Origin of the sequence: Francisella sp. Scap27 (genome assembly GCF_013394105.1) — a bacterium.
Lineage (GTDB): Bacteria > Pseudomonadota > Gammaproteobacteria > Francisellales > Francisellaceae > Francisella > Francisella adeliensis.
This window is the reverse complement of record NZ_CP041326.1, coordinates 232,616-252,108: the sequence shown is the minus strand read 5'-3', so window position 1 is coordinate 252,108 and position 19,493 is coordinate 232,616. Positions and strand designations below refer to the sequence as shown.

The window sequence follows — 19,493 nt, the reverse complement described above, 5'->3', positions numbered from 1 at the left end:
TTATATTTTTAATTATATTGAAAACTCTAACCTTACACAATGAATCATTAGCTTTGAAAGAAAATTATTTGGTAGTTTTTATATCTAAATAGAGTTAATAAGCATAGATATGATAAAATCATAATAATTAAAAGCTAATTAATCTAAAACTCAATGAGTAGATTTGTTCAAAACATAATGTATATTGCTATTATATTACTAATATTTGGCGGTAGTATTTTTTATTTTACTCATGGTAGTACATATAATGTAAAAGGTGTCTATTTACCAAAGTATAGTGTGACACCTCCAGCAACGAGTCCTAATGAGGTTAGAGTATATAACCTCCACTATAAGAGTGAGAGTGATAACTCCATTGGGACAATAAGAACATCTGTTCACGCAGAAAATAAAAAAGAATTTAATAAGTTGTGTGAAGCAAATATAGCCAAGGCTGTAGATATTGCTGCTAGAAATGGGGTGCATGAGATAAAGTTTGTATGCATATATCCAGAAGGTGAACTTAATGAGTTAAGTAGTGTTTCTTTGCTTTCTTATACTTTTAGAGATTAAATTTAATGAAAAAACTTAAACAAAATCTGTTATATGTTTTTATTTTGGCGATAATTTTCATAGTATGTTTTTGGATTTTTATGCCAGAACTGGATAAAGATCCAAAGGGTGTTTTTCTACCAAATAGAGGTTATACAGAATCGACACCTATACCAAATAATGCCGTTAAAAATGAAAAACTAAAAGCTACAGATAACATAAGTGATAATATTGGTAAAATAGTAGTCATAGTACACCAAACAACAACTAGTGCTTCACAGCAACAGTTATGTTTAAATAACCTAGAAAAAGCTGTTTCATTAGCTAGTGAAAAAGGTGTAGCAGAAATAAGATACACATGTTCTGACATAGATGATAAGAGTAATGTTAGATTAATAGCTTATGCTTTTAAAGGTGATAAATAAATGAAAAAACTAAATATAATCTTTGCAGGTACACCAGATATATCTGCACAAGTATTAAAAGATTTATACGCAACAGGTCACAATATCCAAGCAGTACTTACTCAACCCGATAGAGCAAAAGGGCGTGGTAAAAAAATCCAATACTCTCCAGTAAAAGAAGTAGCTTTAGCAAATGATACTTTAGTATTACAACTTCAATCTTTTAAAAAAGAACCTGAAAGCTTAGATACATTAAAGAGGCTAAAACCTGATGTAATTGTAGTAATAGCTTATGGGATTATAGTACCAAAAGAGTTTTTAGAGATTCCAAAATACGGTTGTTTGAATATCCATGTATCACTACTACCAAAATGGCGAGGTGCTGCACCTATTCAACGAGCTATACAAGCTGGTGATGATAAAACAGGTGTATGTATAATGCAGATGGATGAGGGCTTAGATACTGGCGATATACTAAATACACTTGATATAGCCATAGAGCCTACAGATACTTCGGCTAATTTGCATGATAAATTTGCAAAGCTAGCAATACAGCCACTACTTGAGACTTTAGATAATATTGAGACTATAGAAGCTAAGCCCCAGCAAGGTAAAGCTACTTACGCTCATAAGATCACCAAAGAAGAAGGCTTGATTGATTTTAGTAAATCAGCACAAGAGATAGATTGTCATATAAGAGCATTTACGCCATGGCCATCGACATTTTTTAAGCTTGATGAAGATACTATAAAGGTAGGGCAGTTTGAAATAATTGAGAATGCAAACAAACAAGCAGGCGAAGTTATAGCTATAACAAAAGCAGGTTTTGATGTAGCTACTGCTGATAAAATTATTCGCTTTAAGAAATTACAATTCCCAAATAAGAAAATGCTCAATATAGCAGATATTCTAAATGGAAAAGATTTAAGTAAATATGTTGGACATATAATAGGATAGATATGAAAGTTGGTTTTATTGTTGATGATTTAAGTACATTTAATATAGCAAAAGATAGCACATATATGATGATGTGTGCAGCAGAAGATAAAGGTTGGGAAATTTATGTTTTTCACCTGAATGAACTGTTTATTTTAAACGGTGATCCTAAGGGTAACCCATTTAATATAAAAATTAAAAAAGATAAAACCCCTTGGTATGATGTAACTGCTAGTAAGAACAATATCTCATTAACAAGTTTAGATTGTATCTTTATGCGTAAAGACCCACCATTTGATATGGAATATGTATATGTGACTTATATGCTAGATTTAGCAAAAAAAGCAGGAGTGCTTGTAGTAAATAATCCTCAAGCTCTTAGAGATTTTAATGAAAAGGTTGCTATATCATACTATCCAAAACATGCTCCAAATACACTTATTACGCGTAGCTATGCTGAAATTAATAAGTTTTATGCTAAATATAAAGATATTATTGTAAAGCCACTTGATGGCATGGGTGGTAGCTCCATTTTTAGAATAAAAGATGGTGATAAAAATAAAGCCGTAATTCTAGAGACTCTTACAAAGCATCAAACTAGCTATATAATGGTACAAGACTATCAAGAGACTATATCTCAAGGAGATAAAAGAGTTCTTATAGTAAATGGTGAGCCTATAAAGCATGTGGTTGCACGTATTCCAAGTGATAGTGATAATCGTGGTAATTTAGCTGCAGGAGCAACTTCAGAAGTGCGAGCTATTACAGATGCAGAATACAAGATGGCAAAAAAAATAGCTAAAAAACTTAAAAAACAGGGTGTAATGTTAGCAGGTATTGATGTAATTGGCGATAAGCTAACTGAGATAAACATCACAAGTCCAACTTGTATGCGTGAGATATATAAAGCTACAAAAATCAATATTGCAAGTTTGCTAATGCAAGCTGCTGAAGAAAAAATACAAAAAATGAAACAGGAGCAGTTAGATGTCGACTAACACTAATTCAGAAAAACTATTTATAAATGCAAAACAATATACTCCAGGTGGTGTAAACTCTCCAGTTCGAGCATTTAAAAGTGTTGGACAAGATTTTCCAAGGTTTATCAAATCAGCAAAAGGTGCTTATCTTTATGATGTTGATTGGAATAAGTATATAGATTATATCGGCTCATGGGGACCGATGATACTTGGTCATGGTGATGAAGATGTAGTAAATGCTATAAAGCTACAACTAGACGAAGGTCTAAGCTATGGTGCTCCATGTACACTAGAGATTGATTTAGCTAAAAAAATTACTGAACTTATGCCAAATATTGAGCAAGTAAGGTTTGTAAACTCTGGTACAGAAGCAACAATGAGTGCTATCCGTGTGGCTAGAGCATTTACTAATAGAAATAAAATCATCAAGTTTGAAGGGTGTTATCATGGCCATGCAGATGAATTCTTAGTTGCTGCTGGGTCTGGAGCATTAACTTTAGGTCAACCAAACTCACCAGGCGTACCTGCAGATGTAGTTAAAGATACACTTATAGCTGATTTTAATGATATAGAATCTGTTGAGAACTTATTTGCTGAGTATGGTGATGATATTGCTTGTATTATTATTGAACCAATCGCAGGGAATATGAACTTCATTCAACCTAAAGAAGGTTATTTAGAACAATTACGAGAGATTTGTGATAAATACAAAAGCTTATTAGTCTTTGATGAGGTTATGACTGGCTTTAGAGTTGCATTAGGTGGTGCTCAAGAGGTTTATAACGTTAAACCTGATATGACTACCCTAGGAAAAGTAATTGGTGGTGGTATGCCAGTAGGGGCTTTTGGTGGCCGTAAAGAGATTATGCAAATGGTTGCTCCTGCAGGTCCAGTATATCAAGCAGGAACACTATCAGGAAATCCTATTGCGATGATTTCAGGGTTAAAAACTTTGAAGAAAATTTCACAGTTTGGGTTTTATAATGAGCTTTCAAATAAAGCTATAAAGCTCGTGAAAGGATTAAACCAAGCAGCTATAGATAATAATTTTAATTTTCATGCTAAAAGTCTTGGTGGGATGTTCGGTTTGTATTTCTGTAAAGCTACTACAGCCGTTAATACTTTTGCAGACTTACAAAAAACTGATTTAAAATTATTTAATAAGTTCTTTAGTTATATGTTAGAAAATGGTGTTTATTTAGCACCATCAGCTTATGAAGCTGGGTTTATATCTATTGCTCATAGTGATGAAGATATTTATAAAACTATAGAGCTTGCTAAAGATTTTTTTAAAGATAATAAATAAAACCAAACCTAAGAAATACATTATGAATAAAACACTAAAAGATATTTTGATAATCATAGTGGTTATGATTATCGCCTTCTGTATGTATGGAGTGCCTAGTTTTTATTCTCCAGACGAAAGTAGATACTCTGAAGTAGCAAGAGAGATGATTGTAAATCATAATTTTATTGTACCTCATATAAATGGTGTTATATTTTTCCATAAACCACCTATAGTTTATTGGTTAACTTGTGCTTTTATGAGTGTCTTTGGTGAAAACACTTGGGGAGCTAGGTTAGTAAATCCTGTACTCTTAACTATATGTTTAGTTTTTGCTTATTATGTAATTAGTAAAGTTTTAAAATCAAGGGCTCTTGGTTTATATTCAATAGCTGTAGCATCTTCAAGTGTAATGTTACTTTTTATTGGTAGATACCTAAATATGGATTTAGCTATAGCAGTGTTTTTGAATATGACTATTTTAAGCTACTGGATGAGTTTGAAATATGATGATAATTACCTTAAAAGTACATTTTGGTTATTGTTGGCTTTTATATTTTCAGGGTTAGCTGTAATGACAAAGGGGCTTATGGGTATAGTTTTTCCTATGGCTATTGTCGGGTTATATAGCTTATTAATGGGTCAGTATAAAAGATTATTTGATATTAGATTATACATAGGCTTAATAATTGTAGCTGTAATATCTTTACCATGGATTTATGCTGTAGAAGAATATCACCCACATTTTGCATACTATTATATTGTCGTTCAACAGATATTAAGATTTTCAGTTGATGAACAAAATAGAGATGTAGCAAAATATATATACCTTTTTGCTGTAGTTGCTGCTATTTTTCCATGGACATTTTTCTTACCACAAGTTTTTAAAAACTTTTTTTCAAAGCAGGCATTTAAAGATAGAAAAAATAATCAAGATAAATGGTTTTTATTTGTTTGGTTTATTTTTATATTTATTTTCTTTGGTTTATCTAAATCTTTTTTATTTGGATATTTAGCACCAATGATACTTCCTTTAGCTATTTTAATTGCATTTGAATTAGAAAAGCTTTCAGTTAAGCAGACTTTCTCTAAGTGGGATAAAGCATCATTTATATTACCAATTTCTATATTTAGTTTGTTACCTATAGTTACAATAGTTGTATTATGTATTCCTGCTTTTTGGAGTAATATTCTTAAATTTATAATATATCTAGTTCCTGTTGCTTTAGTATCTATAGTTATAGTTTATAAATCAATATATGCCTTAAAAGCTCAAAATATTAAGCAGCTAGTTGGCTGTTTTTGTGTAATGTTATTTGTAATAGCAAATTTTGGTTATGCTTCAGGTGAATATTTTGATTTTAAAGATACAAAGCCAATTATAAATGATATATCTAAAATCAGAATAAAGTATCCAAGTCTTAAACTCTACACAAGCGATAGATTCTATCAGGTAGCTTTTTATACTAAAGAAATTCCAACGATTATAAATGATGAGGGTGAGCTTGATGATGTTAAAAATTTTAAAAATTCTGAAGCAGATGAGTATCTTACAAACTATCCAAAGTTTATTAAACAATGGAATAGAGCAACAAAGCTTGAATTATTAGTGGTCATAAACAAGCCTGATTTTGATAGTCCTAAATCTTTAAAAGATTATAAGCACGATATAGATAAGAATAAGTTTTATATTATAGATTCTACAAAATATGTATCTTTAGTTGCTAATAAGAATATTAAACTGTAAATATATTACTAAGAGCGGCTTCTATATTTATATCAAGATGTGTTTTTGTATAATTTGTTTGGTCTATTGATGTAGCACCATATATACATACATAGTTTTTAATATTATTTATATAATCATTATCATACGGATTTATTGCAGCGATATTGATAGTTTTAGCAGAGTTAATAGCTGTTAAATCACTGTAGGTTTGATTGAATTCATGTAAGTTAGCAGAAATTAAAAGAATTAAATCGCTTGAGCTTAAAAGAGTAGAAGTGCTTGCTGATATGTTTTCATCATTAGGATCAATAACTTGCTGAATTATTTCAATATCCAAATCTTTAGCTGCAATGATACCTTCTAAATAAATATGAAAATCTGTAAGTCGATCTCTATCAGTATCAAGAATCATTATTTTTTGCTTATTAGTCAAAGCAAATGGAATTAAGCCATTATTTTTGACAATGCTTGTACTTTGCTTAGCTATATCAAAAGCTACATCTTGATGCTTCTGTGAGCTAACTATAGTATTTGCAATATCTAATTGCTCATCGAAAGTGTGTGTGTAAAGCAGACTTTGACTTAGTTTATGTAGTTTCTTGTAGTTAATCACTTTATCATAGGCATTATCCACAATCTTAGCAAAATCCTTGCTTTTAGAGTATTCATTTTCTAATGAACTAAAGAGCTTCTCAAGCTTATAAATATCATCTTCACACCATACTCTTACAGGCATAAGCACAACATCAACGCCAGCATATATAGCCATTTTAGTAGCTTCTATTTCACCAAAATGAGTAGCAATAGCTTTCATATCCATAGCATCAGATATAACTAAGCCATTAAATCCCATACATTTTTTTAGAAGTTTTGTGATGATTTCATATGATAGTGTTGCAGGAATATAGAGTTGTTGATTTGTAGCTATAGATGTATGTTTGGTATCATCAAGCTTCGGCATACTTATATGTGCAGTCATTACCATATCATATTCACTAGCTAGCTTACGAAAAGGGCGTAGCTCAACTTCTTCTAGGTCTTCGATACTTTTGTCTAAAATTACAGCACCATGATGGCTATCTGAAGCTGTATCTCCATGACCTGGAAAATGCTTTACACATGATATAACACCAGCATCAGCTAAGCCTTTTAAAGATTCTCTAGCATATTCTATAACAATGTTAGTATCATCAGAATAAGATCTTACACCTATAATAGGATTATCTTTATTAGAATTTACATCTATTACAGGGGCAAAATTTGTATTGATACCTAAGCTATAAAGCTCATCAGCTATTAGTTTAGACATTGTATAAGCATTATTAGGATTATCTGTCGCAGCTATAGCCATATTACCACAACCGCTAGTGCCTTGCTTTAGTCTATGCACGCGACCACCTTCTTGATCAGTACCAAAAAATAGTGGGGTAGCTATATTAGCTTGTAAATCTCTGAGTAAGGATATTGTTTGCAAATTATTTTCAATATTTTCTTTGAAAAGAATAAAGCCACCAAAATTATAGTTCTTATAAAGCTTGCAGACTTTTTCATCTGCTTGTGTGAAAGGGATGTTTTGACCATCAGAGTTTTTACCCCAGTAGCGAAAATCCATCATAAAAAGTTGGCCAAGCTTCTCTTTAGCTGTCATTACATTCCCCAACCATGACCAACTATCATTTTTTGACCTGTTAAAGCATTAGTTTTAAAACCTGCTAAGAATATAGCTACGTCTGCAATATCTTGAACAGTTGTAAATTCACCATCTACAGTACCACCAAGCATTACATTTTTGATAACTTCCTCTTCGGAGATACCTAACTCTTTTGCTTGCTCTGGAATTTGTTTTTCAACAAGAGGAGTCATCACAAATCCAGGCCCAATTAGGTTTGAAGAGATATTATGCTCAGCACCTTCTTTTGCTAATGCTTTTACAAAACCAACTTGTGCATGCTTAGCCGCCACATAAGCAGACTTGTTCTTAGAAGCTAGTACAGAATGCACAGAACCCACAACTATGATTCTACCTCCAGTTTTTAGTCTAATCATGTGCTTCATAGCAGCTTGAGTAACTAGTAGAGTACCTGTCATGTGAATATCAAAAAGCTTCTTCCATGCCCTCACACCAAAATCTACGATAGGCGAGATTATTTGAATACCTGCATTATTGATAACAGTATCTATACGACCAAAGATATCTACTACTTTATCTATAGCAGTATTTACTTGATCTTCATTCGTTACATCCATCTCTATTGCTAGAGTTTTGGTTTTGAATTTATCAGATAGTTCAGTTGCTACAGTTTGTGATTTTTGTAAATCTAAATCAGCAATCACTACTTTTGCGCCTTGTTTTGCAAATTCTACTGCCATACCAAGTCCAAGACCAGAAGCTGCACCTGTAATTATTACTACTTTATTTTTTACTGACATAAAATTACCAACATTAATATTTAAATATAATAAAAATTATATAATAAATATGATAGTAAGCGATATGATTTTAGAGTTATTTTTTGAAAATAAAGATATCTTTATTTTAGATAGTCGTAGACAACCTCACCAAATCCTAAAGTTACATCTGCAATAAAATGAGAGCCTTTTAAGATTTCTTTAACTGGTAAGTGATGAAGAGCAGCCTGAACATGATTAAATACTTGTAAATCGGCTGGGGCTGTCCATGCACCTTTTATAGTTACATCTTTTGCATGATATTTTACAAGCTGGCATATGCTTACATCTTTCCCATTTACATGAGGGATAGTTTTAAGTAAAAAGTTCGGTGTTTCTTCTAGTGACTTTTTAACTACAGCTTTATCTACTTCTTGATATTTATACCCCATTGTACCAAAAGCAACATCAACACTGCCATATCTAATAGTACCTAATAGCGTATCTTCATCAACTACAAGAGTAGGATGAGCATATTTTTTAGGGAAACCCCAAATTTCTCGACCAGCAGCTATAGATGGAAGATTATCTAATAACATTATATGTGAATATAAGCCTTTTTTACCATCAAGCTCAACTTCTATAAGTTGACCAGCCTCATTGAAACTTCCGAAACCATTAGAGTCATGCATTTTCATAAATTCAAACTTTACAAGACCAGTGGGTTTAAGAGGTTCTGGAACAAACTTTTTCAAAACATCAATATCCGCTAGATAATCAATTATAAAATATTCTCTATTTGTGAACTTATAGTCAATTCTATTAGCTGTTGGAGATACTAATGGCATTGAAAAAACATTCTTTTTTACATCTTCTATTTTCATATTAAAATCCTATGTTTTAGTTCAATAATTTAATTATATCTAAACCTTTGAGATAAAACATACCTAAGAATGATTATTTTTTCTTTGAAAGTATTCTTTATCTGCAATATAAATTGTTTTAGTTGCTTTAGCGTACACATTACCACTCAAATCTTCATACTGAACAGGAAGAGTAACTACGCATTTATTTTTCAATTCAATTTTATTTTTGATGGTTTCAATTTGTTCTTTACTAAGCTCAAATCTAGCATAGACATCATTAAAAACTGGTTTTAAATAATCTATAGTTGCTGCTAAATCCCAAACCACATATTTATCCCCAAGTATACTCATCAGTTGTAACGGGTATACAGGATCTAAAGATGAATATATAGCACCTCCAAAGCCGGACTTATGATAGTTCATTGTATTTTCTGTAAGGTTGAACTTAAGGTGCACTTCTAACAGGTCATCTGAGACAAAAAGAATTTCTCCTCCTGTAGCGATAAAAGCAGGGATATTGTTAAATGTTTTAACAAGTATCTTAGAATCTTCACTAAAGTTCCTATTTGTCTCAAAAATTGGTTTCATTTTTCTGGTTATCTTTGGTTGATGAAATCTATAGCTTTATTTAAAGCTACTTCGGCATTTTTTAGGGGAGAAAGTCCAATACTGCCAATAAATCCGTGAAACATTTCATCATCATAATGGGTTTCAACAGTTACACCTTCTGATCTAAGTTTATTTTCATAGGCATAAATTCCATCAATTAATATATCATGAGTAGCTGCTATTAGAAGGGTATCAGGCTGTTTTGTATCTTTATAAAACAAAGGTGATATTTGAGGGTTTTTAAAAAACTCTCTGTCACCTTTTGCTTGAGGTACATATGCGTTAATAAACTTTTTGCTCCATTTCATATTTAGATGATATTTATAGGCATCGTATTTTTTATGAGATTTATAGCTGGTATATTTGTCAGTAGCAGGGTAGACTAAAATCTGAGCTTTAGGCATTGTTTGTTGTCTTTCGTGGCAAACTATTGTAGCTAGATTACCACCGGCACTGTCACCCATAATAAATATCTCTTTATGGTCCACGTCAAAGTTTTTTGCATTGGCATATAACCAATCATAGCCCTTTAAAGAGTCTTCTACTGCAGCAGGGAACGGCGCTTCAGGAGCAAGTCTATACTCTAATGAAAATACATCAAGACTACTATTATCACAAAGATAACGACAAACATTATCATAAGTGTCTACAGAACTTACACACCAGCCACCACCATGAATAAAAAATATAGCTTTATTAGAAGATTTAGATGTAGGTTTATAATGTCTGATAAAAACATCTTTATCTAAAGCTATATCTTTAGTAGTAATATCACTTTTAGGTATATTTTGTATTTGCTCCATTGTTATCTTTTCAAAGATTTCTCTTTGCTGTGGGAATGGGAGGTTTTTTATTTGCCTAATTTCAAGTGTATCTAATATTGCCTCTAAACTTGGATGATATGTCATTAAGTTATTCCTCTTATATCTTATGAACTCTTATAATATCTACTTTTTGTTTCTGTAATTGTGATGATAACTCAATAGTTGCTTTATCTAACTCATCTATAGAGCTGTCTTTAGCTAATCCTAATACTGATGGTTTACGAGAGTGACCTACTAGGGCTTTGAGATTTAACTCACTCTTTACATTATCTATTTTATTTAAAAGATGAAGTGCAACATCTTGTTTTTTTCCGAACCCAAAACCCACATCAAAGTATATATTTTCTTGCTTAACTCCATTTGATATAAGTATTTGTTTTTTTGATTCTATAAACTGATTAACCTCTTTGATAACATTCTCATTTTCTAAATAATCACTTCTGTCATCAATACCTAAATTGTGAGTAATAACATAAGTTTTATTATATTTAGCAATCAATTGGGCTTTTTTTATAATGTCATTACCTTCAACATCATTTATCATCCAAACTATATCATGATGTTTTTCTAATACTTTTTCCATTACCTCATATTTTCTCGTATCAATACTAATTAATGGGCGATATTTAAAGTTTGTTAATTGTGATTTAAGATACTCAAGAAAGTCATCAAGTTTTTGGAATTCTTCATCAACGCATATAGTTGTGGCACTTGGTTTTGTAGATTCTGCACCAATATCAATAATCTCAGCACCAGACTCAATCAAATTCTCTAGATTTGTTTTTCGTTGGCTATCATCAAAGTGTCCATCTGAAAAAGATTGGTCACAGATATTAATGATTCCCATACGCATTGTGTTTGAAAGAGTTTGATTTAGTTTGTCTATATGTCCTAGCTCTTTAAGTCTAATTTGAGGATTAAATTCAGCATATTTTGGGTGTTGCCAACTTCTATCTAAGTCTAATAGTGGTGCTAATGCAAAGTTTCTGTTGATTAACTCTTTATGAGGAATTGATAAACCATCAGTTTCAAACACTAAATCATCAGCAGCTAATATATCTAAATCCATAACTCTAGGAGACCATGCAGGAGAGTTTAAATCTCTACCGATACTTTGTTCGATCTCTTTTAAAGCTACGAGTAATTGCTCAGGTTTTAATGAAGTTTTAATTTTTACAGCTGTATTTAAAAATTTTATATTCCATTCTTTAGGAGAATCTTTTTTCAATAATGCATCACTACTATACAATGCTGCTTTTTTTATAGTTCTAATATCTTTATGAGCATCTATAAGAGCTACGGCAGAGCGAATATTTTCAAGAGTAAATCCTATGTTTGTTCCTATACCTATTATGTAGTTCATACTATCCTTTTATTATAAAGCTTGCTGTTTCAATATGAGACATGGGAGGGCGTTTTATAAGTTTAAGGTATTTTACGCAAACACCATATTTCTCAGTTATAAAGTTATATATTTGTTTTGCTAAATATTCAATAAGATTGCAACTAATATCGTCGCAAAAATTTTGAATTTCATTGCGTAAAGTATAATAACAAATAGTTTGTGTTAAGTCATCTGTATCGCTAGCACTAAAGTTTTCTGGGAATAATAATTCAAGATCTAAATATATTAGTTGCTTAATATCACGCTCTTCATCTGAGCAACCAAGATTAACATAAATTTGTAAGTTTTTAAGTTCTAAGGATTGTTGCATTATTGTGATTAGGAGTTGTATTTACTATAGGTATAAATATATCATATCTATTTATTTATAAAGTACTTATTTAAATGTCTCAGCTTCAAAAGTTCTTAAGAAAAATAGAGTCTCACAATAATAAATATGTATACTTTGAAAATACTAAGTTTACCTATAGTGAAATTATCGATAAAAGTTATGCTTTAGCTAGGTTTATCGAATCATATAATCGTAAAAAGATATTCTTTAATATAAAGAACTCTCCTTTATCTATTTGTTTATATATAGCTAGTTTGATAGCAGACATAGATTTTTCTATCCCAATTAATCCTCGTTTAGTTGATAATGAACTAGTTAGTATAATTGAGCCAGATTCTATATTTTTTACTTTTGAAAAGTCAGTTTTTTTAGATGATTTCGCTGATAAAAATAATATAAAGATAATTGAGATATCTGATGAAGTAGGTTTTTTAAAGGCATTAAAAAAAACACAAGATTTTAGAGTTTATAATAAATGTCAAATTGCTCATGTCAGCTCAGGAACTACAGGTTTTTATCAAAAGCATTATCATTCTATTGATCAGATTATTAATTATGCTAAGACACAAACATACAGATTAGGTTTAATAAAAGAAGACCATTTGTTGATTGCTTTATCAGTAAATCATGCATATGCATTTTCATATCAGTTACTACCTGCACTTGAGCTTGGTTTAGATATAACTTTCGTAAAAGAATTTACTCCTGAGGATGTATTAAAAATAATTAATAACTCTAAAGTATCAGCTTTAGCACTATTACCAAGTATGTATTATCTTTTAGAGCTTGATAAGATCAATACAAATAGTCTTAGATATGTAAGTGTAGCAGGCGATATGATTTCAGAAGATTTACAAGAAAGAATTACTAATAAACTACAGCTTCCTTTATTGACAGGTATAGGTATGACAGAAGTTTTTGGCTATGGTCAGAATACGGTTTTGGAGGAGATTAATGTTATCGAAGTATTTCCAGATACTGATATAAAAATTGAAAAATTCGATGGAGTTGAGTACGGTAAGATCTTCATAAAAAATGAAATGCTACCTTTAGGTTCTTGCCAAGGTTGGTTTGAAACTGGAGATGTTGGTAGTTTTAATGAAAAAGCATATAAACTAAAGTTTTATGGAAGATATAAAGATATTATCATCAAAGGAGGCTCTAATATTGCCCCTAAAGAAATCGAGAATATTCTTCTGAAAATAGATGGTATAAATGATTGTGTAGTTGTTGGAAAAACAGATAAAATATGGGGAGAGGTGCTTTGTGGTTTCTTAGTTACTGATAAAATAGAATATACACTAGATTTCATCAATAATTATTTGGCAGATTACTTAGCAAAATACAAAAAAATTGATCATATAATTAAAGTAGATAAGATTCCTTTAACACCGACTGGAAAAATCAATAGAAAACACCTAAAAGAAATCGCAAATGAACTTTAGTAACGACTACGCTATATTTGAAAATAAAATAACTGAAAAAGATAAGTATTTTTTTCATGATCCTGTTGAGGAGATTATTGCTAAAGATAAGGCCTCTTTAGATAGTGCATTTAAAGAACTTACACGACTGCAACAAAAAGGCTTATATTTGGTTGGGTATGTTAGCTATGAAGCTAGTTATTATTTAACACCATACTTGGCTCACTTGAGATCTGATAATTCTCAAAAGTTATTACACTTTATTGCTTATAAAAATTATTCTACTAAAATTCCTAGCGACTTGTTGAGTAAGGATGATGAAGGAGCTATAGATCTTTTATATGATCATTTAAGCTTACATGATTATGGTAAACAATTTTTAGAAGTCTATTCTGCTTTAACTAAAGGGGATAGCTATCAAATTAATCTAACTAAAAGAGTAGCTGGTCAAACAGATTCAAAAGGGTTAGAGCTTTATAATATTCTAAAAAGGCATCAGCAAGTAAGGTATGCATCATATTTACAGTTTAAAGATGATGAGATAATATCTTTATCACCTGAACTCTTCTTTGAAAAAACTCAATCTAAGCTAACAGTAAAACCAATGAAAGGTACAGCTGAAATTATTGAAGATGATAATGATGGTTTGATTTATAATAAACTGAAAAACTGTACTAAAAATAAGGCTGAAAACTTAATTATTGTAGATCTATTAAGAAATGATCTATCAACTATAGCAAAGAATCATCTTGTAAAAGTTGATAAAATTTTTGAGATTGAGAAATATAAAACACTGTATCAGATGGTTTCGCAAATTTCTGCTGAAGTCACCAAAGAAATCTCGATTAAGAAGATATTTAAGAATTTATTCCCATGCGGTTCTATTACAGGAGCTCCAAAAAAGAGAACTATGGAATATATCAAAAATATAGAGAGTGGTAATCGAGGTATATACACTGGAGCGATTGGATATATAATGCCCAATAATGATATGACTTTTAGTGTAGCAATAAGAACGATTAAAAAAAATGGTAGGAAGATCAAGTTTGGAGTCGGAGGAGGTATTACAGTTTCTTCTGAAATTAATGATGAATGGCAAGAAATGAATACTAAAATGTCATTTATTAAAGAAATCTATAAACCTAAGTTTTCAATTATAGAAAGTATTTATTTTTCTAATCAATTTAAGGATTTGGACCTACATCTTGAGCGTTTAAAATTAACCGCACAAAAACTATTTTTTGAGGTAGATATTGCAAAACTAAAACAGTCCCTTATCTCTTATACAAGGGAGTTAGATAGTAATAAACAATACAAGATTCGCTTAGAGTATTTATATGATAAAAAAATTCTTATTACAGATAGTCAGATAGATAACACAAATAAAAAATTAGTTAAGCTGACTGTATGCCCTGAAAAAATTGACTCTAATAATTTTATGTTTAGATATAAAACCACACATATTTCTACAAGAGGCTTTTATACTGATATGCATAACAAATACATCGGTAAAGAAGACAATAAGGAGCTAGTTTTTGTAAATGAACAAGATAATATAACTGAAACTAGATTTCACAATATACTTGTTAAAAAAGATAATAAAATCTATACGCCAAGATTAGAAGATGGAATATTAGATGGTATAGCTAGAAAGAAATTATTAAGTGACAATAAGATAAGTCAGAGAAGTATTTCTCTAAAAGATTTAGAAAATGCTGATGAAATATATCTAGTTAATAGTGTTAGAGGCATAATTGAAGCTAGGTTGGAGCAATAAAATATGGTTTTATACCTTGATCATTACGATTCGTTCGCAAATACTATTTATAGCTATATATCATTACTAGGTTATGAGGTTGTTGTACATAAAACAGATAATATTCCTGCTGATTTAAGCCAATTCACTCATATTATTATCGGTCCAGGGCCAGGCCATCCCAATGAAATCAAGCACCTTTATAAAACTATTGAGTATTGTGAGCTTAATAATAAACCTCTTTTAGGTATATGTTTAGGTCATCAACTAATAGCACAGTACTTTGGTTCAGATGTTATAAAAGCTAAAAATATATTTCATGGCAAAAGCTCCAAAGTAACACGGTCACTCGATACAATTTTACTAAATAATCACCCACAGGAATTCGATGTTATTAGATATCATTCTTTAATTATAGATAGTATTAAAAAACCACTCAAAATATCTGCTATTACAAAAGCTAATGAGATAATGGCTTTCGAACATTCTAGTAAAAATATCTTCGGGCTTCAATACCATCCTGAAGCATTCCTGAGTGAGTATGGATTTGAAACATTAAATAATTTTCTAAAAATATAAATCAAACTTTTTGTGGTTTTATATAAAAGCTCAAACTATTAGCAATTATAAGTAATATGAAAAACAAACTATAGGCGAGTTTATAGCTTACAAATTCACTGATCCCATGACTTATTAAGGTACTTTGTAAGTATGCAACTGCAGGGTTGATGATACTATTTAAAATATATTCAACTAAAAAAAGGATTGATAAGATGCTAACTAAATATGTTTGATTTCTTTTATTAGCAGTATCAAAAGCGATACCAGTAAACCCAAAACCAAACCCAAAACAAAACGATGCAAACATTAATAATGTATATGTTTGTAATATCAGTATAAAACAAAATAAATACAGATACAGTTGCTAAAGTAGTAAATATAGCAATATGGATTCTTTTAAGAAGTTGGGCAGCAATAATAAATCCTACAACTATAGATGCAATACCAGATGCGATAGAGGCAATACTATTTCCAATTAAGCCAGCTTGTTCAATACTATTTATTTTTGTGTGGGAGAGGATAGTATTTCCCCAATAGCCAATAGTATTAAAAAAAACACATGTAAAGAAGCTTGTGTAAATTATTGTGATAACTATCTGTTTATCTTTAAAGATATTTTTCACTCCTACAAAATAATCACCAAATGAGCGGATATTTCCCGTTTTTGGGATACTACCATTCATATAGCGACTAAAAGCATATAAGCATAAAATCAAAGCTATGATCAACACTAGAATAATAACTATGTTGCTATATTTATAACTACTTATAGCCAGGTTAAGAGGTGCTCCAGACACTGAAACTGCTAAAGATCCAAAAAAGTATATAAATCCAGTAGCTATAGCAAATAATCGCTTACTTAAAATTATACTTGTAAGCCTATATGCACTCATCATTGCAAATGCAGCACCCACTCCAATAATAAATCTTGACAATAATAATAGATGGTAGTTTATAGGGTATGCAAACATTATGGTACCGATTAAAACCATACTCATAGCAAATAGAAGAGGGTAGTCTATACCGTATCTATCAACGAGCATTCCTACAGGTATTTTCATCATCAACATTGCTAAACTATACATTGATATTGCCCATGCAATATCAATACTAATGAAGCCAAACTCAGACTGTAATGGGATAGAAAAAGCTGACAGTGAAGTACTTAACATACGAGTATACATATAAAAGAGTACGGCACTAATCCATATAAAGATCAAAAACTTAGACTGTTTCATTTAGCAGAAAGTTTACAAAAAAGATGGCTAGAGTATACCAATCAAACAGTTAAATATAAACATTGCTTATCATATTGTATTTCTTTAATATGTCAGTTAAATAAACATGTATGTTTATAGTGTAAATATTCTAATATAGGTAGTATCTAATATGAAGGAAGAGCAAATATTTAATCAGTTATTTTTCCAATGTTTTAACACATTTATATCAGCAGCTGTAATTGCAATAATAGCTATAGGATGTCATTCATTTTTTAAAAGAAAAATTACTAGTCAAAAACAGCTTAATAAAATTAAATCTCGGGTGATTTATATAGCAACAATTATCACCATTTTAGTAATTGTAAGAATTTGGATAGAAGGCTTCTATCATTTATTTACAATGCTTAGTTTAGTAGCAGCTGGTTTGGTTATAGTCAATAAAGAAAATGTTATGAATTTTAGTGGTTGGATTATTATCAACTGGAGAAGCTTATTTTCTGAGGGTGATTCAATACAGGTTCAATCATATATAGGTAAAGTTGTCGGTATTAGGTTACTGTATTTCACAATCAATGAGACTTATTATTTAGGTGATAAAAAAACAACTGGAAAAATAATTAAAATTCCAAATTCTTTAATTATTACAGCACCAGTAACAACCTTCCCAAATGATGATGCTATATTGCTACATAAAGTTTCTTTTACTACTAATGTAGATACTGCTCTAGATATCTCTAAAAAAGTAAAACAGTATATCTCTAATAAAATCAAAGAAAAATATGGGATTAGTGACAGTTTTAAAGAAAGTAAAGTTTTTAGTAAAGCTAAGTTAGCAAAAATAAGTGTCCATAGCTTAGAGCCTAAAATAGATCTTATTCCTATAGTTGAAAATGATAGTATTATCACCGTTAAGGTACATTTTTACTGTTTAGCTGAAGATAGTAAATCATTAGAGTTAGAGTTTATAAGTTACTATCTAGAGACTAGATCTAAGATTTAGTTAGATTCAGAGTGATAATTAGTTAAAAAAACTATAGCTAAAATGCTGACTAGTGTAAAAATACAACATAATAAAATAACTATTTTAACTGATAGTGAAATAATTAGACCTCCAACAAGACAAATTATTGCACTACCTAACATTGCAAAAGACATCCTAAACCCAAGAACCTCACCTTGCTGATCAGGTCGAGCCTCATCTGAGAGCATCACCATCATTAAATTATTTACTGCTCCATAGGCTAAACCCAATATAACAAACTGTAGGTATACTAAGGTAATATAGTCAGTTATAAGGAGAAAATAACCTATTATCATTATAACTAAAATACAAAGGATAGAGACATTTTTAGAATATCTTTTATTCAAAAAACTTGGTAAATAAAGTGCACCTATACATAGACTGATACTATAGATTGCTGTCATATAAGCTATATAGATGCTAGACATTTTCCAGCTTGAAGCTAATATTATTGGGAAAAATTCATAATATGTCATAATTGATAGTGATAAAAAACTACTGCTAACAAGTATCCATTTAACCGATGTGTTTTTTATAATATTTGATAGATTTTTAAAAATATTTATTTGTTCATAAAAATTTATTTGAATATTTTTTTCGTCTAAATTATGATTTTCATATAATAATTTACTTACCATAACCACTAAAACAAAGGAACCTATGCTTGTAAACAAGAAAGGTGTTGCATAGTTAAACCATGACACTATGCTAGAATTGCAAAGTATTGCTCCTATAATTGGACCAATAACATAAGCCATTGATATCACAGCAGAAAGCTTTCCAAGATCTTTTTGTTATCTTTAGTTATATCAATTATAAAAGCTTGAGCAACAGCAAAATTAGCTTCTAAAACACCTGTGATGAATCTGCTTATAACCAGATAGTATATATTCCCACTATATATCGTAAGAGCAGATAAAATATAACCAAACCCAGCAAAAAATAGAGTGTATAGTAAGATTTTCTTGCGCCCAAAAATATCAGAGAATCGACCTATAATAGGAGCACCTAAAAACTGCCCTAAGGGATAGGCTGCCAAAGTGATTCCTAAAGCTAGATTAAGGGCTATATTGCTATCAATTGATGCTGAAAATAAATCACCATGATTAATAAACATCGGAGCGAATATAGTATATGGCATTGCAGTACCCATAACACTAAAAAATATAATCAATAATAGTGTAGGGATTTGATATTTATTATTCATAAAGAGATCTTAACTA

At 30.5% G+C, this 19,493-nt stretch carries 20 protein-coding genes; 10 read left to right on the top strand and 10 right to left on the bottom strand.

The features are described 5' to 3' along the window. The first annotated feature begins 153 nt into the window (after positions 1-153). The 6 genes from FLM55_RS01210 (at position 154) to FLM55_RS01185 (ending at position 5,883) form a co-directional block, all read left to right on the top strand. On the top strand, positions 154-552 hold the full coding sequence (locus FLM55_RS01210; protein ID WP_178947645.1) for a hypothetical protein: 399 nt from the start codon (positions 154-156) through the stop codon (positions 550-552). Between the two features lie 80 nt (positions 553-632). Beyond that, positions 633-956 (top strand): hypothetical protein, encoded by a 324-nt coding sequence (locus FLM55_RS01205; protein ID WP_178947644.1) that lies wholly within the window; start codon positions 633-635, stop codon positions 954-956. Beyond that, positions 957-1,892, top strand: coding sequence for a methionyl-tRNA formyltransferase (gene fmt / locus FLM55_RS01200; protein ID WP_178947643.1), 936 nt, complete (start codon positions 957-959; stop codon positions 1,890-1,892). A gap of 2 nt (positions 1,893-1,894) precedes the next feature. Beyond that, positions 1,895-2,869, top strand: coding sequence for a glutathione synthase (gshB, locus tag FLM55_RS01195; protein WP_178947642.1), 975 nt, complete (start codon positions 1,895-1,897; stop codon positions 2,867-2,869). After that, positions 2,859-4,157 carry a glutamate-1-semialdehyde 2,1-aminomutase gene (gene hemL, locus FLM55_RS01190; protein ID WP_178947641.1) on the top strand — a complete coding sequence of 433 codons (1,299 nt, stop codon included), beginning with the start codon at positions 2,859-2,861 and terminating at the stop codon, positions 4,155-4,157. The genes gshB and hemL overlap by 11 nt, the downstream gene beginning before the upstream one ends. A gap of 22 nt (positions 4,158-4,179) precedes the next feature. Next, entirely contained in the window at positions 4,180-5,883 is a 1,704-nt protein-coding gene (locus FLM55_RS01185) for a glycosyltransferase family 39 protein (protein WP_178947640.1), read from the top strand. On the opposite strand, the gene FLM55_RS01180 is transcribed toward FLM55_RS01185, so the two are convergent. The 7 genes from FLM55_RS01180 to FLM55_RS01150 form a co-directional block, all read right to left on the bottom strand. Then, the gene (locus FLM55_RS01180) at positions 5,873-7,513 is read right to left on the bottom strand and encodes a glycoside hydrolase family 3 protein (RefSeq protein ID WP_178947639.1); all 1,641 of its coding nucleotides are present in this window, start codon (positions 7,511-7,513) and stop codon (positions 5,873-5,875) included. The genes FLM55_RS01185 and FLM55_RS01180 overlap by 11 nt on opposite strands. Continuing rightward, the gene (locus FLM55_RS01175; RefSeq protein WP_178947638.1) at positions 7,513-8,295 is read right to left on the bottom strand and encodes a 3-hydroxybutyrate dehydrogenase; all 783 of its coding nucleotides are present in this window, start codon (positions 8,293-8,295) and stop codon (positions 7,513-7,515) included. The genes FLM55_RS01180 and FLM55_RS01175 overlap by 1 nt, the downstream gene beginning before the upstream one ends. Before the next feature lie 101 nt (positions 8,296-8,396). Further along, positions 8,397-9,137 carry an acetoacetate decarboxylase gene (locus FLM55_RS01170; protein ID WP_178947637.1) on the bottom strand — a complete coding sequence of 247 codons (741 nt, stop codon included), beginning with the start codon at positions 9,135-9,137 and terminating at the stop codon, positions 8,397-8,399. Positions 9,138-9,200: 63 nt separating this feature from the next. Then, positions 9,201-9,707, bottom strand: a complete 507-nt coding sequence (locus FLM55_RS01165; protein WP_178947636.1) for a PaaI family thioesterase — start codon at positions 9,705-9,707, stop codon at positions 9,201-9,203. Between the two features lie 8 nt (positions 9,708-9,715). Then, positions 9,716-10,636, bottom strand: coding sequence for a pimeloyl-ACP methyl ester esterase BioJ (gene bioJ, locus FLM55_RS01160; RefSeq protein ID WP_178947635.1), 921 nt, complete (start codon positions 10,634-10,636; stop codon positions 9,716-9,718). A gap of 13 nt (positions 10,637-10,649) precedes the next feature. Next, positions 10,650-11,915, bottom strand: coding sequence for a dihydropteroate synthase (folP, locus tag FLM55_RS01155; protein WP_178947634.1), 1,266 nt, complete (start codon positions 11,913-11,915; stop codon positions 10,650-10,652). 1 nt (position 11,916) lies between these two features. After that, positions 11,917-12,267 carry a dihydroneopterin aldolase gene (locus FLM55_RS01150; RefSeq protein WP_178947633.1) on the bottom strand — a complete coding sequence of 117 codons (351 nt, stop codon included), beginning with the start codon at positions 12,265-12,267 and terminating at the stop codon, positions 11,917-11,919. 74 nt (positions 12,268-12,341) lie between these two features. Here FLM55_RS01150 and FLM55_RS01145 point away from each other — a divergent pair, with 74 nt between their 5' ends. Genes FLM55_RS01145 through FLM55_RS01135 form a run of 3 tightly spaced genes read left to right on the top strand, consistent with a single transcriptional unit; the run spans position 12,342 to position 16,047 of the window. Next, the gene (locus FLM55_RS01145) at positions 12,342-13,733 is read left to right on the top strand and encodes a class I adenylate-forming enzyme family protein (protein WP_178947632.1); all 1,392 of its coding nucleotides are present in this window, start codon (positions 12,342-12,344) and stop codon (positions 13,731-13,733) included. Then, entirely contained in the window at positions 13,723-15,489 is a 1,767-nt protein-coding gene (gene pabB / locus FLM55_RS01140) for an aminodeoxychorismate synthase component I (protein ID WP_178947631.1), read from the top strand. Before FLM55_RS01145 ends, pabB begins: the two co-directional genes overlap by 11 nt. Positions 15,490-15,492: 3 nt before the next feature. Then, on the top strand, positions 15,493-16,047 hold the full coding sequence (locus FLM55_RS01135; protein ID WP_178947630.1) for an aminodeoxychorismate/anthranilate synthase component II: 555 nt from the start codon (positions 15,493-15,495) through the stop codon (positions 16,045-16,047). A gap of 233 nt (positions 16,048-16,280) precedes the next feature. Here the strand turns inward: FLM55_RS01135 and FLM55_RS01130 are convergent, their stop codons facing one another. Next, positions 16,281-17,267: an MFS transporter gene (locus FLM55_RS01130; RefSeq protein WP_256868892.1), complete on the bottom strand. Its 987-nt coding sequence runs from the start codon at positions 17,265-17,267 to the stop codon at positions 16,281-16,283. A 151-nt stretch (positions 17,268-17,418) separates the two neighbouring features. Here FLM55_RS01130 and FLM55_RS01125 point away from each other — a divergent pair, with 151 nt between their 5' ends. Continuing rightward, a complete protein-coding gene (locus FLM55_RS01125) occupies positions 17,419-18,249 on the top strand; it encodes a mechanosensitive ion channel domain-containing protein (protein WP_178947629.1) in 831 nt (276 codons plus the stop codon). Here FLM55_RS01125 and FLM55_RS01120 read toward each other — a convergent pair. Together FLM55_RS01120 and FLM55_RS01115 are read right to left on the bottom strand one after the other, a co-directional pair. Then, the gene (locus tag FLM55_RS01120) at positions 18,246-19,028 is read right to left on the bottom strand and encodes an MFS transporter (protein ID WP_178947628.1); all 783 of its coding nucleotides are present in this window, start codon (positions 19,026-19,028) and stop codon (positions 18,246-18,248) included. The genes FLM55_RS01125 and FLM55_RS01120 overlap by 4 nt on opposite strands. 5 nt (positions 19,029-19,033) lie before the next feature. Continuing rightward, positions 19,034-19,477, bottom strand: coding sequence for an MFS transporter (locus FLM55_RS01115; protein ID WP_178947627.1), 444 nt, complete (start codon positions 19,475-19,477; stop codon positions 19,034-19,036). Positions 19,478-19,493: the final 16 nt, after the last annotated feature.

What these genes read in the sequence shown, in the direction of transcription:
- FLM55_RS01135 (WP_178947630.1), top strand. Translation starts at nt 15,493, where the DNA reads ATGGTTTTATACCTTGATCATTACGATTCGTTCGCAAATACTATTTAT.
- FLM55_RS01115 (WP_178947627.1), bottom strand. Translation starts at nt 19,477, where the DNA reads ATGAATAATAAATATCAAATCCCTACACTATTATTGATTATATTTTTT.
- FLM55_RS01150 (WP_178947633.1), bottom strand. Translation starts at nt 12,267, where the DNA reads ATGCAACAATCCTTAGAACTTAAAAACTTACAAATTTATGTTAATCTT.
- fmt (WP_178947643.1), top strand. Translation starts at nt 957, where the DNA reads ATGAAAAAACTAAATATAATCTTTGCAGGTACACCAGATATATCTGCA.
- hemL (WP_178947641.1), top strand. Translation starts at nt 2,859, where the DNA reads ATGTCGACTAACACTAATTCAGAAAAACTATTTATAAATGCAAAACAA.
- FLM55_RS01125 (WP_178947629.1), top strand. Translation starts at nt 17,419, where the DNA reads ATGAAGGAAGAGCAAATATTTAATCAGTTATTTTTCCAATGTTTTAAC.
- FLM55_RS01120 (WP_178947628.1), bottom strand. Translation starts at nt 19,028, where the DNA reads ATGGCTTATGTTATTGGTCCAATTATAGGAGCAATACTTTGCAATTCT.
- gshB (WP_178947642.1), top strand. Translation starts at nt 1,895, where the DNA reads ATGAAAGTTGGTTTTATTGTTGATGATTTAAGTACATTTAATATAGCA.
- FLM55_RS01175 (WP_178947638.1), bottom strand. Translation starts at nt 8,295, where the DNA reads ATGTCAGTAAAAAATAAAGTAGTAATAATTACAGGTGCAGCTTCTGGT.
- pabB (WP_178947631.1), top strand. Translation starts at nt 13,723, where the DNA reads ATGAACTTTAGTAACGACTACGCTATATTTGAAAATAAAATAACTGAA.
- FLM55_RS01180 (WP_178947639.1), bottom strand. Translation starts at nt 7,513, where the DNA reads ATGACAGCTAAAGAGAAGCTTGGCCAACTTTTTATGATGGATTTTCGC.
- FLM55_RS01185 (WP_178947640.1), top strand. Translation starts at nt 4,180, where the DNA reads ATGAATAAAACACTAAAAGATATTTTGATAATCATAGTGGTTATGATT.
- bioJ (WP_178947635.1), bottom strand. Translation starts at nt 10,636, where the DNA reads ATGACATATCATCCAAGTTTAGAGGCAATATTAGATACACTTGAAATT.
- FLM55_RS01145 (WP_178947632.1), top strand. Translation starts at nt 12,342, where the DNA reads ATGTCTCAGCTTCAAAAGTTCTTAAGAAAAATAGAGTCTCACAATAAT.
- FLM55_RS01210 (WP_178947645.1), top strand. Translation starts at nt 154, where the DNA reads ATGAGTAGATTTGTTCAAAACATAATGTATATTGCTATTATATTACTA.
- FLM55_RS01165 (WP_178947636.1), bottom strand. Translation starts at nt 9,707, where the DNA reads ATGAAACCAATTTTTGAGACAAATAGGAACTTTAGTGAAGATTCTAAG.
- folP (WP_178947634.1), bottom strand. Translation starts at nt 11,915, where the DNA reads ATGAACTACATAATAGGTATAGGAACAAACATAGGATTTACTCTTGAA.
- FLM55_RS01130 (WP_256868892.1), bottom strand. Translation starts at nt 17,267, where the DNA reads ATGAAACAGTCTAAGTTTTTGATCTTTATATGGATTAGTGCCGTACTC.
- FLM55_RS01170 (WP_178947637.1), bottom strand. Translation starts at nt 9,137, where the DNA reads ATGAAAATAGAAGATGTAAAAAAGAATGTTTTTTCAATGCCATTAGTA.
- FLM55_RS01205 (WP_178947644.1), top strand. Translation starts at nt 633, where the DNA reads ATGCCAGAACTGGATAAAGATCCAAAGGGTGTTTTTCTACCAAATAGA.